The sequence below is a fragment of the Methylobacterium mesophilicum genome, from assembly GCF_022179445.1.
GTDB lineage: Bacteria > Pseudomonadota > Alphaproteobacteria > Rhizobiales > Beijerinckiaceae > Methylobacterium > Methylobacterium mesophilicum.
In genome coordinates, this window is the sequence record NZ_BPQU01000003.1 from 1 (window position 1) to 13,995 (window position 13,995).

Annotated in this window: 14 protein-coding genes; 8 read left to right on the plus strand and 6 right to left on the minus strand. The window is 69.6% G+C overall.

All coding sequences use genetic code 11. From position 1 onward, the window contains the following. Window positions 1-264: 264 nt before the first annotated feature. Entirely contained in the window at window positions 265-1,026 is a 762-nt protein-coding gene (locus MFF40_RS04485; protein WP_147899168.1) for a DUF2076 domain-containing protein, read from the plus strand. A gap of 347 nt (window positions 1,027-1,373) precedes the next feature. Here MFF40_RS04485 and MFF40_RS04490 read toward each other — a convergent pair whose 3' ends face one another. Further along, window positions 1,374-1,646 carry a hypothetical protein gene (locus MFF40_RS04490; protein ID WP_147854634.1) on the minus strand — a complete coding sequence of 91 codons (273 nt, stop codon included), beginning with the start codon at window positions 1,644-1,646 and terminating at the stop codon, window positions 1,374-1,376. A 111-nt stretch (window positions 1,647-1,757) separates the two neighbouring features. Further along, window positions 1,758-2,045: a hypothetical protein gene (locus tag MFF40_RS04495; protein ID WP_415623774.1), complete on the minus strand. Its 288-nt coding sequence runs from the start codon at window positions 2,043-2,045 to the stop codon at window positions 1,758-1,760. Between the two features lie 136 nt (window positions 2,046-2,181). On the opposite strand from MFF40_RS04495, the gene MFF40_RS04500 reads away from it, so the two are divergent. From MFF40_RS04500 to MFF40_RS04515, 4 genes are all read left to right on the plus strand, one after another. Beyond that, window positions 2,182-2,403, plus strand: coding sequence for a hypothetical protein (locus MFF40_RS04500; RefSeq protein ID WP_147854633.1), 222 nt, complete (start codon window positions 2,182-2,184; stop codon window positions 2,401-2,403). Between the two features lie 15 nt (window positions 2,404-2,418). Next, window positions 2,419-2,907 carry a CinA family protein gene (locus MFF40_RS04505; RefSeq protein ID WP_238259798.1) on the plus strand — a complete coding sequence of 163 codons (489 nt, stop codon included), beginning with the start codon at window positions 2,419-2,421 and terminating at the stop codon, window positions 2,905-2,907. Between the two features lie 84 nt (window positions 2,908-2,991). Further along, window positions 2,992-3,756, plus strand: a complete 765-nt coding sequence (locus MFF40_RS04510) for a histidine phosphatase family protein (protein ID WP_147854631.1) — start codon at window positions 2,992-2,994, stop codon at window positions 3,754-3,756. A gap of 38 nt (window positions 3,757-3,794) precedes the next feature. Then, a complete protein-coding gene (locus MFF40_RS04515; RefSeq protein WP_147854630.1) occupies window positions 3,795-4,679 on the plus strand; it encodes an NAD(P)H-hydrate dehydratase in 885 nt (294 codons plus the stop codon). A 64-nt stretch (window positions 4,680-4,743) separates the two neighbouring features. On the opposite strand, the gene MFF40_RS04520 is transcribed toward MFF40_RS04515, so the two are convergent. The 4 genes from MFF40_RS04520 to MFF40_RS04535 all read right to left on the minus strand — a co-directional run bounded on the left by MFF40_RS04520 (window position 4,744) and on the right by MFF40_RS04535 (window position 9,305). Further along, window positions 4,744-6,495, minus strand: a complete 1,752-nt coding sequence (locus tag MFF40_RS04520; protein WP_147854629.1) for an ABC transporter ATP-binding protein — start codon at window positions 6,493-6,495, stop codon at window positions 4,744-4,746. Window positions 6,496-6,505: 10 nt separating this feature from the next. Further along, entirely contained in the window at window positions 6,506-7,210 is a 705-nt protein-coding gene (fhuF, locus tag MFF40_RS04525; RefSeq protein ID WP_147854628.1) for a siderophore-iron reductase FhuF, read from the minus strand. Next, window positions 7,207-8,454, minus strand: a complete 1,248-nt coding sequence (locus MFF40_RS04530; RefSeq protein WP_238259800.1) for an MFS transporter — start codon at window positions 8,452-8,454, stop codon at window positions 7,207-7,209. The genes fhuF and MFF40_RS04530 overlap by 4 nt, the downstream gene beginning before the upstream one ends. A 212-nt stretch (window positions 8,455-8,666) precedes the next feature. Continuing rightward, on the minus strand, window positions 8,667-9,305 hold the full coding sequence (locus tag MFF40_RS04535; RefSeq protein ID WP_147854626.1) for a TetR/AcrR family transcriptional regulator: 639 nt from the start codon (window positions 9,303-9,305) through the stop codon (window positions 8,667-8,669). A gap of 138 nt (window positions 9,306-9,443) precedes the next feature. On the opposite strand from MFF40_RS04535, the gene MFF40_RS04540 reads away from it, so the two are divergent. The 3 genes from MFF40_RS04540 to MFF40_RS04550 all read left to right on the plus strand — a co-directional run bounded on the left by MFF40_RS04540 (window position 9,444) and on the right by MFF40_RS04550 (window position 13,623). After that, window positions 9,444-10,685, plus strand: coding sequence for an HlyD family secretion protein (locus tag MFF40_RS04540; protein ID WP_147854625.1), 1,242 nt, complete (start codon window positions 9,444-9,446; stop codon window positions 10,683-10,685). An 8-nt stretch (window positions 10,686-10,693) separates the two neighbouring features. Further along, window positions 10,694-12,277 (plus strand): DHA2 family efflux MFS transporter permease subunit, encoded by a 1,584-nt coding sequence (locus MFF40_RS04545; RefSeq protein WP_238259801.1) that lies wholly within the window; start codon window positions 10,694-10,696, stop codon window positions 12,275-12,277. 191 nt (window positions 12,278-12,468) lie between these two features. Beyond that, the gene (locus tag MFF40_RS04550) at window positions 12,469-13,623 is read left to right on the plus strand and encodes a M50 family metallopeptidase (protein WP_147855077.1); all 1,155 of its coding nucleotides are present in this window, start codon (window positions 12,469-12,471) and stop codon (window positions 13,621-13,623) included. Window positions 13,624-13,995: the final 372 nt, after the last annotated feature.

Here is a 13,995-nt window from a genome sequence, read left to right on the forward strand (position 1 = left end):
GACGAGTTCGCCGTCGTCCGCGCCGGCCTGAACTACAAGTTCGGCTCGTACTAAGATCCATCCCCGGCGCGCTCCCCGCGCCGGCTTCACTGGAACGGTTGAGAAAGCCCGGCCGAAAGGTCGGGCTTTTTCGTGTTTGGGGCCGGCACGCGGTGAGATGAAGTTTTCACAACCGCCCCTGACAAAGCGTCACCGCACACCCATGTCCTCTACGGCCGTGCGGCGCGTTCGAGCCCGCGGGTACGACTCGAGGAGGACGACTCCATGAATAGCGAAGAACGCGACGTCATCTCCGGTATCTTCCAGCGTCTGGAGCAGGCCCAGACTCAGCCCCGCGACGCGGAGGCCGAGCGCTTCATCGCCGACAAGCTCCGCACCCAGCCCTATGCTCCCTACGCGATGGCGCAGCTAATCTACGTGCAGGAAGAGGCGATCAAGAGCCTGAACCAGCAGCTCGAGCAGGCCCGCAGCCAGGCGGCCCCGGCTCAGTCCTCCGGCGGTGGCGGGTTCCTATCGAGCATCTTCGGTGGCGGTGGTAGCCAGCGCCAGGAGCCGCAGCCCGGCTACGGGCAGCAGCAGCAGCGGCCTGCCGGTCAGCCCTGGGGTGGCGGCGCTCCCCAGGGCTATCCCCAGCAGGGTTACCCGCAGCAGCCCGGCTACCCGCCGCAGCAGCAAGGCGGTCCGTGGGGCGGCCAGCCCCAGGCTGCTCCGGCCCGGGGCGGCGGCTTCATGGCTACCGCGCTACCGATGGCGGCCGGCGCGGCCGGCGGCATGCTACTCGGCAGCGCCCTGTCGAACGCTTTCGCGGGCGGGCATTCGAGCCTCGGCAGCGCTGCGGCAGCTGGCCTCGGCGGCGGTGGTGAGACCGTCGTGAACAACTATTACGGCGATGGCGGCAACCAGGATCTCGGCTCTGCCCTCGACGGCGGTGGTGGCGGCAGCGACTTTCAGGATGCCAGCTTCAGCGATCCGTCCGGTGATTTCGGCGGCGACCTCGGCGGCGGCGACGACAGCGACTGGACCTGATCGATCCAGCCATACCGACACGATGCCCGGTCGCGCTCACGCGCGGCCGGGTTTTTTGTGTCGACTTGCATGGCTATCTGAAGCGGCCTCAATGTCGAACGCTCCGTCAGCGGGGCGCGACTGACCGAAGCGCCGACGTTCGGTATCGTCGTCGTCAGCGCCCGAGCTTGAGTCGATCCGACGCGGCCGGAGCCTGTATCGTGGTCGGAGTCGCTCCAGGCTCTGGTCCTGAATTCTCCCAGTGGGCGAAGGCGACGCTGGCGAGGATGATTACGATGGCAACGGGGAACAGGAAGCGTGACATGGGCCGGAAACCGAGGCTTTGGGCCTCGGTTCCGACGGTGCGGCTATCGGGCCGGAGCCGTGGTGCTGGTGCCGGCGCCGACACCCGGTCGCGCGGTGCCGGTCCCCGGCACGGTCGCGGCACCCGCCGCGCCCGTTGTGGTGCCAGTCGTCGCGGCGGGTGCGCCCTCGTTCATCTTCTGGCTGTTGCTCTTGACCGAACCGGGATTGTTCATGTTGCCGGTCGCACTGCCGCCGCCGGCGGGCTGCTGGGCATAGGCGGTGCCGGTCAGGGCGACGGCGAGCGCGGCCGCAAGGCCGTAAATCTTGATGCGCATGTGCGTTTCCTCGGTTCGGCCCGTCTTCGGGCTCCCTGGACAACGCGGTCCGACCCGGTCCGTTCGTTGGGGATGTGGCTCCACCGGCGGCGGCGCATCCGAGCGGCGCGGTCAGCGGCTCGGCGGATCGATCCACACCCGTGGGCTGGAGGTCGTCGGATGGCCCGGGATATCGCTTTTCCGGGGCGGCCGAGTCGGGGCGGCCGTGGGCGTGATCGCGGGCGTGATCGATCCGGTCGTCAGCGGGTCGGCCCAGGACGACGCGAGTTCGGCGACTTGTACCGCTGGCGCAGGCAGATTGCTCTGATATCCCGCCACGATGGCGGCGAGCCCGGTGCCGACCAGGACGAGGGCCAGCCCGTCGATGATCCTGTGGCCCAGTCTCGGCATGTCACCCACGCATGTTGAGGAGCCATCGGGCTACGACCGTAGGCTTAACGAACCGTGCCCGGATCCGGCGGATCTGCGGGGGACTGCGCAACGATCCGGATCGCCGGGCGCTTACCGCGACACGATCCGATGGGAGGCGACATCCATGGAAGCCAGTGACCTGAAGCAACGCCCACCCTTCCGGGTGACCACGTTTCGCGATGACCATGAGGTCATCTCCGAGGATGTCGAGACCGAAATCGCCGCGCGGACGCGGTTCGCGTCGGCGATCGACCTGTGCAAGACCCGGGAGGACGCGCATTCCCACCGCGTTACCTTGCAATCCGCGGGCGCGACGATCGCGGTCTGGCCTGAATCCGGCGCGTGATCGAGAGGATCGGCCATGCATGACCTCCTGCCGAAGGCCGCGACCCTCGGGGCTTTGCTCATGGCGCGCAAGCAGACGCTGACGGTCGCGGAATCGTCCTCCGGGGGGCTCGTCTCGGCGGCGCTCCTCTCGGTGCCCGGCGCCAGCGCGTATTTCCTCGGCGGCGCCATCGTCTACGCCGCCGAGGCCCGTGCCGGCCTTCTCGGCATCGACGCAGCTGCGATGGCCGGCCTGCGCTCGGCCTCCGAGGCCTATGCCGGGCTCCTGGCCCGGACGGTCCGGGAGCGGCACGGCGCGACCTGGGGCATCGCCGAGACCGGCGCCGCCGGCCCCAGCGGCAACCGCTACGGCGATGCGGCCGGGCATAGCTGCCTGGCCGTCAGCGGTCCGGTCACGCTGGTGTCCACGATCGAGGCCGGCGGTGCGGACCGGATCACGAACATGCGGGCCTTCGCTGGCAGCCTCCTCGATTTGCTGGGCCGGGCTCTCACGGAAGGACACTGAGCGGCGGGGACGCCGGCGGGCCGGAACGGGGTTGCCGGCCCGACGTTCCGCCCTGTCGAACCGGCATCGCTCCAGGAGATCCCCGTGCCTCAGAGACACCCGCTTCGGTTGTGGGTCGTGCGCCATGGCGAGAGCTCCGGGAACGTCGCCCGCGACGCGGCCCAGGCTGCTGGCGCCGCGCGCATCGACATTCCGGAGCGCGATGTGGACGTGCCGCTCAGCGCGCTCGGTCATTCTCAGGCGGAGGCGCTCGGACGGTGGTTCGCGAGCCTCGCCGACGACGAGCGCCCGGACCTCGTCCTCGCCTCGCCGTACCGGCGTGCGGTCGAGACGGCCGAGGGAATCCGCGCAGCGGGCGGCGTCGCTTCCGGAACGCCGCGGCTCCTCGTGGACGAACGGCTGCGCGAGAAGGAGTTCGGCATCCTCGACCGGCTGACACGGATCGGGATCGAGCGACACCATCCCGAGCAGGCCGAACTGCGGCGCGATCTCGGCAAGTTCTACCATCGCCCGCCGGGCGGCGAGAGCTGGTGCGACGTGATCCTGCGCCTGCGCAGCGCCCTCGACACGATCGGCCTGCACCATGACGGGCGCCGGATCCTCCTGGTCGCCCACCAGGTGGTCGTGCTGTGTCTGCGCTACCTGCTGGAGGAGATGACAGAGGCCGAGATCCTGGCGATCGACGCCCAAGGGGACGTGCCGAATTGCGGCGTGACCGAATACGCGTTCTCGGCCTCCGCGGCGCCCGGCGGCGGGCTTGTTCAGGTCCGCTACAACTTCGTCGCACCCCTTGAGGCGGAGGGCACCCCCGTTACCTCCGAACCCGGTGCCGGCGCCGCCACGACGTAGGTCGTTCACGACGGCGGCCTCAGCGCCCGGGGGAAACCATGAGCACCGTCACGCCGGTCACCGAGCATATCCTCCGCAGCATGGCCCCGCCCGAGCCGGACGGCGACAGCAAGGACGAACGTGGCCGTGTGCTCATCGTTGCCGGGTGTATGGGCCTGCCGGGCGCGGTGCTGCTGGCGGCCCATGCGGCGCTCCGGGTCGGCGCCGGAAAGCTGCAACTCGCGGTCTGCCGGGACCTGGCGATCCCGATCGGGATCGCGGTGCCGGAGGCGCTGGTCGTCGGTCTCGATCAGACCGAGGACGGTGGCATCGCCCGCTCCTGCGCCGAGGCGCTCGCGAAGCGGGCCGCCCGCGTGGACGCGGTTTTGGTCGGACCGGGCATGTCCGAGGATGCCGACGCCGAGGGCGTCACCGGGGCTCTGGTCCGCGGGGCCGGCGAGGCCGCGCTCGTCCTGGATGCCGGCGCCCTCGCCGCGTTGCGCGCCGAGCCCGATCTGACGCGGAGCCTGTCCAAGCCGGCGATCATCACCCCGCATGCCGGCGAGATGGCGCAACTCCTCGATGAGGATCGCATGGCGATCGAGGCGGATCCGCTGGCGGCGGCACGACGCGCGACCGAGCGCTTCGGGACGGTCACGGTCATGAAGGGCGGCCGCACCCATGTCGTCGCCCCGGATGGCCGCGCCTGGTGCTACGAGGTCGGCCATGTCGGGCTGGCTACGTCGGGCTCCGGCGACACGCTCGCGGGCCTCGTCGTCGGCCTGCTCGCCCGCGGTGCCGAGCCGGAGGCGGCCGCCCTGTGGAGTGTGTACGCCCACGGCGAGGCCGGGCGCCGGCTCGCACGCCGCTACGGCGGCATCGGGTTCATGGCCCGCGAGATCCCAGGGGAGATCCCGTTCATCCTGGCCGAGGTCATGACGTAGCGGCTTGCCGGCAGTATCGGACCGAAGTGTTCGCGATGACGGAGAACGGCGCGAACGCTGCGCCTCACTCCGCCGCTGTCGCGGAAATCCCGTTTTCTTCAGCCGACCCGAACTGCGCCTCGTGCAGGCGGCGATAGACGCCGTCGGCATCGAGCAAGGCCGCATGCCGCCCCTGCTCGACGATGCCGTCCTCGCCCAGCACCACGATGCGGTCGGCGTCGCGGATCGTCGCCAGCCGATGGGCGATGACCAGGGTCGTTCGCCCCTGCGCGAGGTCCGCCAGCGCCTGCTGGATCTCGCGCTCGGTCTGCGTGTCGAGGGCCGAGGTCGCCTCGTCGAGGATCAGGATCGGCGGGTTCTTGAGGAACACCCGCGCGATGGCGATCCGCTGCTTCTGCCCCCCGGACAGCCGCACCCCGCGTTCGCCCACCACCGTGTCCAGCCCGGTGGGCAGGCTGTCGATCAGCGCGCCGAGACGGGCGCGGCGGGCGGCTTGGTCGATCTCGGCCTCGGTGGCGTCGAGGCGTCCGTAGGCGATGTTTTCGCGGATCGTGCCAGCGAACAGGAACACGTCCTGCTGCACGATGCCGATCTGCCGCCGGAGGGAGGCGAGGGTGAGGGCGCGCACGTCGATGCCGTCGATCGTCACCCGCCCCGTCGCGACCTCATAGAAGCGTGGCAGCAGCGCGCACAGCGTCGTCTTCCCGACGCCCGACGGGCCGACGAAGGCGACCGTCTCCCCCGCGGCGATCGCCAGGTCGAGGCCGCCGAAGATCGGGCGGCTCGCATCGTAGCCGAAGCTCACGTCCTCGAAGCGGATGTCGCCGCGCAGGCTGCCCGCATCGAGTGCGTCCGGCCGGTCCACGATGTCGGGTTCGGTGGCCAGCAGGTCCTGGTAGCGGCGAAAGCCCGCCACCCCCTTGGGATAGGTCTCGATCACCGCGCCGATCTTCTCCAGCGGGCGGTAGAACACGCCGACCAGCAGCAGGAAGCCGACGAAGCCGCCGGCCGTCAGGTCGCCGCGGACCACGAAGGCCGCGCCGCCGAGCAGCACTGCGATCTGGACCAGGCGCAGGCCCAGGTAGTTGATCGACAGGCTGGCCGCCATGAGCCGGTAGGCTTCGAGCTTGGTGTCGCGGTAGCGGGCGTTGTCGCGGGCGAACAGGGCGCGCTCGTGCTGCTCGTTGGCGAAAGCCTGCACGACCCGCATCCCGCCGACATTCTCCTCGATGCGCGCGTTGAAGGCGCCGACTCGGCCGTACTGCGTCTGCCAGTTCCGGGTCATGCGACCCCCGTAGCGCAAACTCACGAAGGCGATGACCGGCAGGATCGCGCCGGTGATCAGGGCCAGGGTCGGATGGACCCAGACCATGAGCGCGAAGGCGCCGATGAGCGTCATCACGGCGATGAACAGGTCCTCGGGCCCGTGATGGGCGACCTCGCCGATCTCCTCCAGATCCTTCGTCACCCGGGCGACGAGGTGACCGGTCTTCTGTCCGTCGTAGAACCGGAACGAGAGCTTCTGCAGGTGATCGAAGGCCCGCGCCCGCATCGTGGTCTCGATGTTGATGCCGAGCACGTGGCCCCAATAGGTCACCACCACCATCAGGCCGGCATTGGCCACGTAGACCAGTGCGAGGCCGCAGGCCGCCAGCACGATCAGGCTCCAATCCTGCTGCGGCAGCAGCCGGTCGACGAAGACCTTCACGGCGATCGGAAAGCCGAGTTCCAGCAGGCCGGACAGCACGGCGCAGCCGAAATCCGTCAGGAACAGCGTCCGGTGCGGCCTGTAATAAGCGAGGAAGGCCTTCAGCATGGCGGACGGGTCAACGCTCGGTGGCGCGTTCGAGGGGGCAGAGCGCCCCGCAGGACGGGACGCCCGGAAGGCGGTGGCGCAGGCAGCAGACGCGCCGCCGCCGGCAGCCCGACGCATCCGCGCACAGGGCCTGCGCAAGGGGGTTCCTACCGCAGGCGAGCGGGCCGCGCCATCCGAGCCTGCTCGCGGCGGCCGCGCAGGCCGGTTCATTTGCGCCGCCGAGTTCCCCGGCGACGTAGTCGAGGATCACCGCCGCGTTCCCCCACAGGACCCGGGGGGCGATGCCGCATCGGGCGTGGCACATTTCGACGAACGGGTTCAGGTGCCCCTCGACCAGACCCGCCAGGCCGGACGCGCAATCCGACCGGCAATCCGGGGTCTCCGCCGGGACCAGGAGGCGGGCGGGGCGGCCGGCATCATCGAGTTCGAGACGCGTCGTGTCGAAGCCGAGCGGCAGTGGGCGGCCGAGACAGATCAGTGCGGTCAGGGCCGGCGTCGCGAGGGCGGCCAGGTAGAACTGGCTCCAGTACGAGACCAGGACGCGCCGGTCGACGGCACCGTATCCGGCTCCGAAGGTTGCCAGCGTCGCGTCGAACACGGCCGGATCGCGCAGCGCGGCGACGGGAAGCGCCGTGGGACCGCCGGGCCCGACGGCGACGCCGTCCCGGTACGCTTCCAGCGACGCGGGGACGCGCGCGGCGACCGCCGCGATCATCGCGTCCCCGCTCCGTCGGCCCGAAGGGTCCGATCGACCGTCACCACGAGCCAAGCCACCGAGGCGGCGTAGATCGGCAGCGCTGCGCCGAAGTAGGAAGACCACCCCACCCACTCGGCGAGCGCCGGGGCGGCGACCCGGAGCGGCATCGCTGCGAAGAACGCTGCGCCGAACAGCAGCGCGTAGTCCGTGGCCGGCCTCGGTCCCTGGGCCCAGCGGTAGATCATATTGAACACCGGCACCCCCAGGATCCCGCCGCAGACGAAGTTCAGGACGGTTGCCCCGACAGCAACACCCACTGCGCCGGCAGCGCAGGCGAACGCCATCACGCCGCCGGAGATGAGGACGCCGACCGCCCCGACCGCGATCAGCCGGGCTGTGCCGAAGCGTGCGGCGAGGCCGCCCGCCACCAGCGCCATGACGAGATTGATCCCCGGCAGCACCGTTCCGGTGAGAAAGCCGACCTGCGCGAGGGGCACGCCGAGATCGAGCAGCGCCAGCGTGTTCGGCCCCGACAAGAAGTAGGCGGCGGCGAAGTAGGCGCCGAGCACCAGGATCCGCGCGCCGAGGGCGCGCAGCCGGGCGAACGACCCCGACCACCGTTCCGGCAGTCCGCCGGAACCGTGGAGGCGGGCCTCCGGATAGCCGAGGATCGGCAGGAGACAGAGGGCGTCGAGCGCGGCGCAGGCCAGAACGGCAACCCGCCATCCGAGGATATCGTAGGAGCCGACCAGGACGCCGACGCCGAGGATGCCGCCGAGGGACGCCCCGCAGAGCTTGGCGGAGGCGACGAACGCCCGTCGCTTCGCCGGGATCGTCTCGACGACCAGGGCCTCCAGGGCGATGTCCATGGTTGCGACGCAGGCACAGGCCGCGATCGCCAGCAGGAGCAGCGCCGACACCGGCCAGTGCTCACCGAAGCTCAGGGCGCCCAGCAGCAGGACCGTCACGCCCTGTGCGGCGACGATCCATCCGACCCGGTGATCGAGGAACGGCAGACGGATCCGGTCGATGGCGCCGGCCCACAGGAAGGTCAGGCCCACCGGAAGGTTGATGAGCTGCAGCAATCCGACTTCGGCGAGATCGAGCCCCCGGACCCGCAGGATCAGCGGCGCTCCGCCGGCGAGGAATCCGAGGGTCGCCCCGAAGGTCATGTACAGGCAGAAGAACGGCGCGAGGGGGCGAACGCCCGCCAGGGACCCGCCCAGACGCACCCCGACCTCGGCGTCGCTTGCCCGGGTCACCGGGTGCAGCATCGCATGCGCCGTCCGGCCTCGGGATCTTTGCCCCAAGCCTCATCGTGCCCCGATCGAGGTCCGTGTCGGTAGCGCCAGTTTATAATCAAACTAATTCAATATTCTTCTTTCGGTATACATGCTTAAACCGTGCAGATCGGACCCGGCAAGCCTTCGATGCTGGACAATATGCGCGCGGAGACCCGCGACATCGACCCGCCCTACCGCTCCGGCCCATACCCGGCCAGGAACACCCGGACTGCGCCGTCGACCTGATAGCGGATCTCGACCGCGCTCGCCGCGTCGCCGGCCGCGAAGAGCAGCCGCGTCATCTGGCCGGCCTGGCAGAGGTGCAGGAAGTGCCTTGCGGCGAGTTCGGTGTCGGCGACGCGGAGCCGGCCGGCCCGCACCTGGGCGTCCAGATAGCCCGACAGCCGCGCCACGCCGCAGGCCGGACCGGCCTCGTAGAAGGCCTGCCCAAAGCGCGGGAATTTCTCGCAGGCGCCGATCACCATGCGGACCACGGCCACGTGTTCTGGTCGACCCATCTCGGTCAGGAAGCTGGCGCCGAGTTTCGTCAGCACCGCCGGCACGTCGGGATCGTCGGCGTCCAGGGTGAACAGGGCCTCGGCCAGGCTGCTCTTCTCCCGGATGATCAGCGCCTCGAACAGATCCTCCTTGCTGTCGAAGTAGACGTAGAGCGTTCCCTTCGAGACGCCGGCTACCCGGGCGATCTCACCCATGCTGGCCCCATCGAACCCCGCCGACAGGAACACCGTGCGCGCGCCATCGAGGATCTGTCGCCGCTTGTCGCTCTCGATCGGTGACGATCCCCGTTCCAGCACTGCGCCCTGAATCATCACCCTGCTCCGCGTCCGAGACGCCGTTTCGCTTGACCGAACCGTTCGGTCAATTTACCCTGAACACAGATTCGACGTGCGTCAAGGCGCGTCCAGTGTGTTGACCGAACGGTTCGGTCATCAGGTCAGAGGCGCACGATGTCCCTTCGCGAGGATGGCGGCCGGTCCGGTTCGCACAGCGAGCCGTCGGACGAAGAGCGTGCCGAGGGCCCCGCGGCGGCGCCCGTCCAGCCCCGCGCCGCCGCGGTGGCCTCTGCGGCTCCAATCGCGTCGGAACCCGAGCCGGCCAGGAAGCGGCCGCTGCGGCGCATGCTGCTCCTCGGACTTCTCGCCGCAGCCCTGGCCGGCGGTGGCTACGAGGGCTGGCAATGGTGGAGCGTCGGGCGTTTCTTCGTCTCGACCGACGACGCCTACGTGCAGGCCGACATCTCGGTCCTGGCCGCCAAGGTCTCCGGCTATCTCGAGGCCGTGCCCGTGGTGAACGGCCTCTCGGTCAAGAAAGGCGACGTGATCGCCAAGCTGGACGACGGCGATTACCGCCTCGCGCTTCAGGCCGCGCAGGACAAGCTTGCAACGCAGGAAAGCACGATCGTGCGGATCGGTCGGCAGGTCGAGGCCGCGCAGGCGCAGGTCTCTCAGGCCTCTGCCCAGATCGACGCGAGCCGCGCCGATGCCGTGCGCGCCCAGGCCGACTTTGCCCGCGCCACCCAGATGCAGGCGGATTACGTCGCCAAGTCGCGGATCGACCAGGCCCGCGCCGACCGGGACCGCACCGAAGCCTCTGTGAAGGGCATGGAAGCCGGGCTGCTCGCGGCCCGGGCCAATGTCGACGTGCTCCAGGCCCAGAAGCGCGAGGCCGAGCGCCTGTCGGCCGAGTTGCGCACCGCCGTCGACCGCGCCCGGCGCGACCTCGACTTCACGGTGATCCGCGCCCCGTTCGACGGCGTGGTCGGCAACAAGGCGGTCGAGGCCGGGGCCTACGTGGCGCCGGGCACCCGGGTCGCGGCCCTGGTCCCGCTCCAGAGCGTGCGCATCGACGCTAACTTCAAGGAAACGCAGGTCCAGCGCATGCGCCCGGGCCAGCCGGTTATCGTGACGGTGGACGCCTACCCGGACCGCGAGATCCACGGGGTTGTCGAATCGTTCTCGCCGGCCTCGGGCTCGGTGTTCAGCCTGCTGCCGCCCGACAACGCCACCGGCAACTTCACCAAGATCGTCCAGCGCCTGCCCGTGCGGGTGCGGGTGCCCGAAGAGATCGCCCGCGAGGGGCTGCTGCGGCCCGGCCTCTCGGCCGAGGTGCGGGTCGACACCCGGACCGGCACCGACCGTTCGGTCCTGGACCAGGCCGCGAACCGGCGGTTCGACGCCGCAAGCCGCTGAGCCCGACCATGGCCGCCACCGCCGCCGCCATTCCGGCCGGAGCCCCGGCCGCCGAGCCGCCGATGGACCGCCGCCGCATGGTGGCGTTCTTCTGCATGGTGTTCGGGATGTTCATGGCGATCCTGGACATCCAGATCGTCTCGGCCTCCCTCAACGAGATCCAGGCCGGCCTCTCGGCCTCTGGCGACGAGATCCCCTGGGTCCAGACCAGCTACCTGATCGCCGAGGTCATCTCGATCCCGCTGTCGGGTACCCTGTCGCGGGTTCTCTCGACGCGCTGGATGTTCGCGATCTCGGCGGGCGGCTTCACGCTGATGAGCGTGATGTGCGCGACCTCCTCGTCGATCTCCGAGATGATCGTCTGGCGCGCCGCGCAGGGCTTCATCGGCGGCGGCATGATCCCGACCGTGTTCGCCGCCGCATTCACGATCTTCCCGCCGTCCAAGCGCACCATCGTGTCGCCGATGATCGGCCTGGTGGCGACGCTGGCGCCGACCATCGGGCCGACGATAGGCGGCTACCTCACCGACCTGATGTCCTGGCACTGGCTGTTCCTGATCAACGTCGTGCCCGGCATCGTCGTGACGGTCTCCACCTGGATCCTGATCGATTTCGACAAGCCGAACTACGACCTGCTGAAGTCGTTCGACTGGGCCGGCTTGGCGTTCATGGCGGGTTTCCTCGGCTGCCTCGAATACGTCCTCGAGGAGGGGCCGAACCACGATTGGCTGCAGGACGAAGCGGTCTTCGCCTGCGCTCTGGTCTGCGGGGTCTCGGGACTGCTGTTCTTCTGGCGCGTGTTCACGGCCAAGCAGCCGATCGTCGACCTGCGCGCCTTCTCCGACCGCAACTTCGCCAGCGGCTGCGTCGCGAGCTTCGTGCTCGGCATCGGCCTGTACGGGCTGACCTACATCTACCCGGTCTACCTCGCCCGGGTGCGCGGCTACTCGGCGCTGATGATCGGCGAGACCATGTTCGTCTCAGGCCTATGCATGTTCGCCACGGCGCCGATCGCCGGCCGGCTCTCCGGCAAGGTCGATCCGCGGATCATGATGGGGATCGGCTTCGTGGGCTTCGCCTGCGGCACGTGGATCGTCACCGGACTCACCAAGGACTGGGACTTCTGGGAACTGCTGTGGCCGCAGGTCCTGCGCGGCTGCTCGCTGATGCTGTGCATGATCCCGATCAACAACATCGCGCTCGGCACCTTGCCGCCGGCCCGGATGAAGAATGCCTCCGGGCTCTACAACCTCACCCGCAACCTCGGCGGCGCGGTCGGCCTGGCGCTGATCAACACCGTACTCAACGCCCGCTGGGACCTGCATCTCGCCCGGCTCCACGAGCGCTTCACCTGGGCCAACACCGCTGCCCTGGAGCGCCTCGACTCCATGCAGCGCGGCTTCGACTCCTATGGCAGCGCCGCTCCCAGCATGGCGCTCAAGGCCATGTCCAATACGGTCCGGGTCCAGGGCCTCGTCATGGCCTTCGAGGACGTGTTCCTCGCGCTGACGGTGCTGTTCCTGGCGATGGCCTGCGCCGTGCCGCTGATCCGCCGACCCCGAGCGGCCGCTGGCGGGGGTGGGGGGCATTGACGGTGTGTACGGCGTAGGGCCGAGGACAGCGGGGATCGTTTGTCCCGATGTGCGCCGCCGCGCTGCGCGCTGCCCCGCGACCACCCGCTTCAGGCCCGGAGGATTGCGTTGGCGGTCAACCGCACCGATCTGCTAGACCGGCCGGATGGCCGGCCTGAGAAGCCGGCGCAGAGACGGCCAGGGATCGGCTTATGGACTTTCTCAACGCGATGGGCGGGACCGCCGGCGGCTTCTTCGGAGCCGTGATCCCGTTCCTGTTCGTGCTCACCGTGGTGGTCTTCGTCCACGAGATGGGCCACTTCCTGGTCGGCCGCTGGTGCGGGGTGGGCGTGCACGCCTTCTCCCTCGGCTTCGGCCCGGAACTGTTCGGGTTTAACGACCGGCGCGGCACCCGCTGGAAGCTCTGCGCCATCCCGCTCGGCGGCTACGTGAAGTTCCACGGCGACGCCAACGGCGCCAGCATGCCGGATCCGGAGACGATCGCCCGGATGTCCCCGCACGAGCGGGCGATCAGCTTCCCGACCCAGCCCGTGGCCAAGCGCGCCGCGATCGTCGCCGCCGGCCCGGTGGCGAACTTTATCCTGGCGATCCTGCTGTTTGCCGGCGCGATCTGGCTGGCCGGGCGCTACGAGCTGCCCGCCCGGGTCTCCTCCGTGGAGCCCGGCAGCGTCGCCGCCCAGGCCGGCTTCCAACCCGGCGACGTGATCACCGCCATCGACGGCGAGAAGATCGGCGACTTCAACGCCATGTACCGCACCGTGACCGGCAGCGCCGGCACGCCGCTGACCTTCACGGTGGAGCGGGCCGAGCAACCGATCACCATCCAGGCGACGCCCGCCACCTATGAGGAGAAGACGCCCTTCGGCCGCCACCGGATCGGCCGGCTCGGCATCCGCTCGCCCGCAGGGTCGGAGGCGCGGCTCGTCCGGTACGGGGCGCTCGATTCCCTCGATCTCGGCGTGCGCGAGACCTACTTCGTGGTGGAGCGGACCTTCTCCTACTTGAGCAAACTCGCCACCGGTCGGGAATCGGCCGACCAGCTGTCGGGTCCGATCGGCATCGCCCGGGTTTCCGGCGAGGTCGCCAAGAACGGCGGCGTCGGGGGGCTCGTCGGCCTCATCGCGCTGCTCTCGGTCTCGATCGGCCTCCTGAACCTGTTCCCGGTGCCGCTGCTCGATGGCGGGCACCTGCTGTTCTACGCCTTCGAGGTCGTCCGCGGCCGTCCGCTCAGCGAGCGCGCCCAGGAGATCGGCTTCCGGATCGGCCTCGCCCTGGTCCTGATGCTGATGCTGTTCGCCGCCTGGAACGACATCCTCAACCTCGGCGCGTCCTGGCGGAACACCTGATCCAAGGACCCCGCGTGGGCACCGGTCCGATCTCCACCGGAATCGGTGCCCTAATCCCGCCGCGATACCGCCCGGAGACTGCCTCGAAGGCGCCCCGCCCGGTGCTTAAAACAGGGTTAACGCCAACATTGGTAGGCGCGAAAACAGGTGTGGCCGCAAAGATTTACAGGCCATTCACCATGATTGGGGCTTTGCCCGCACGGTCCGCCCGCCGTTAAGTGGCGCGAAGGCCACGACCCCCCAAAATCCCCTGACGATGGCCTCCCGCGCGTTTGCTTGGCAGGGGAATCCCGCTAAGAGCTACGCTTGGACCTGAAGCCACGCTTGGACCAGGGTGACAGGACGACCGGTCAACGGTCGCCTGTGACGGGC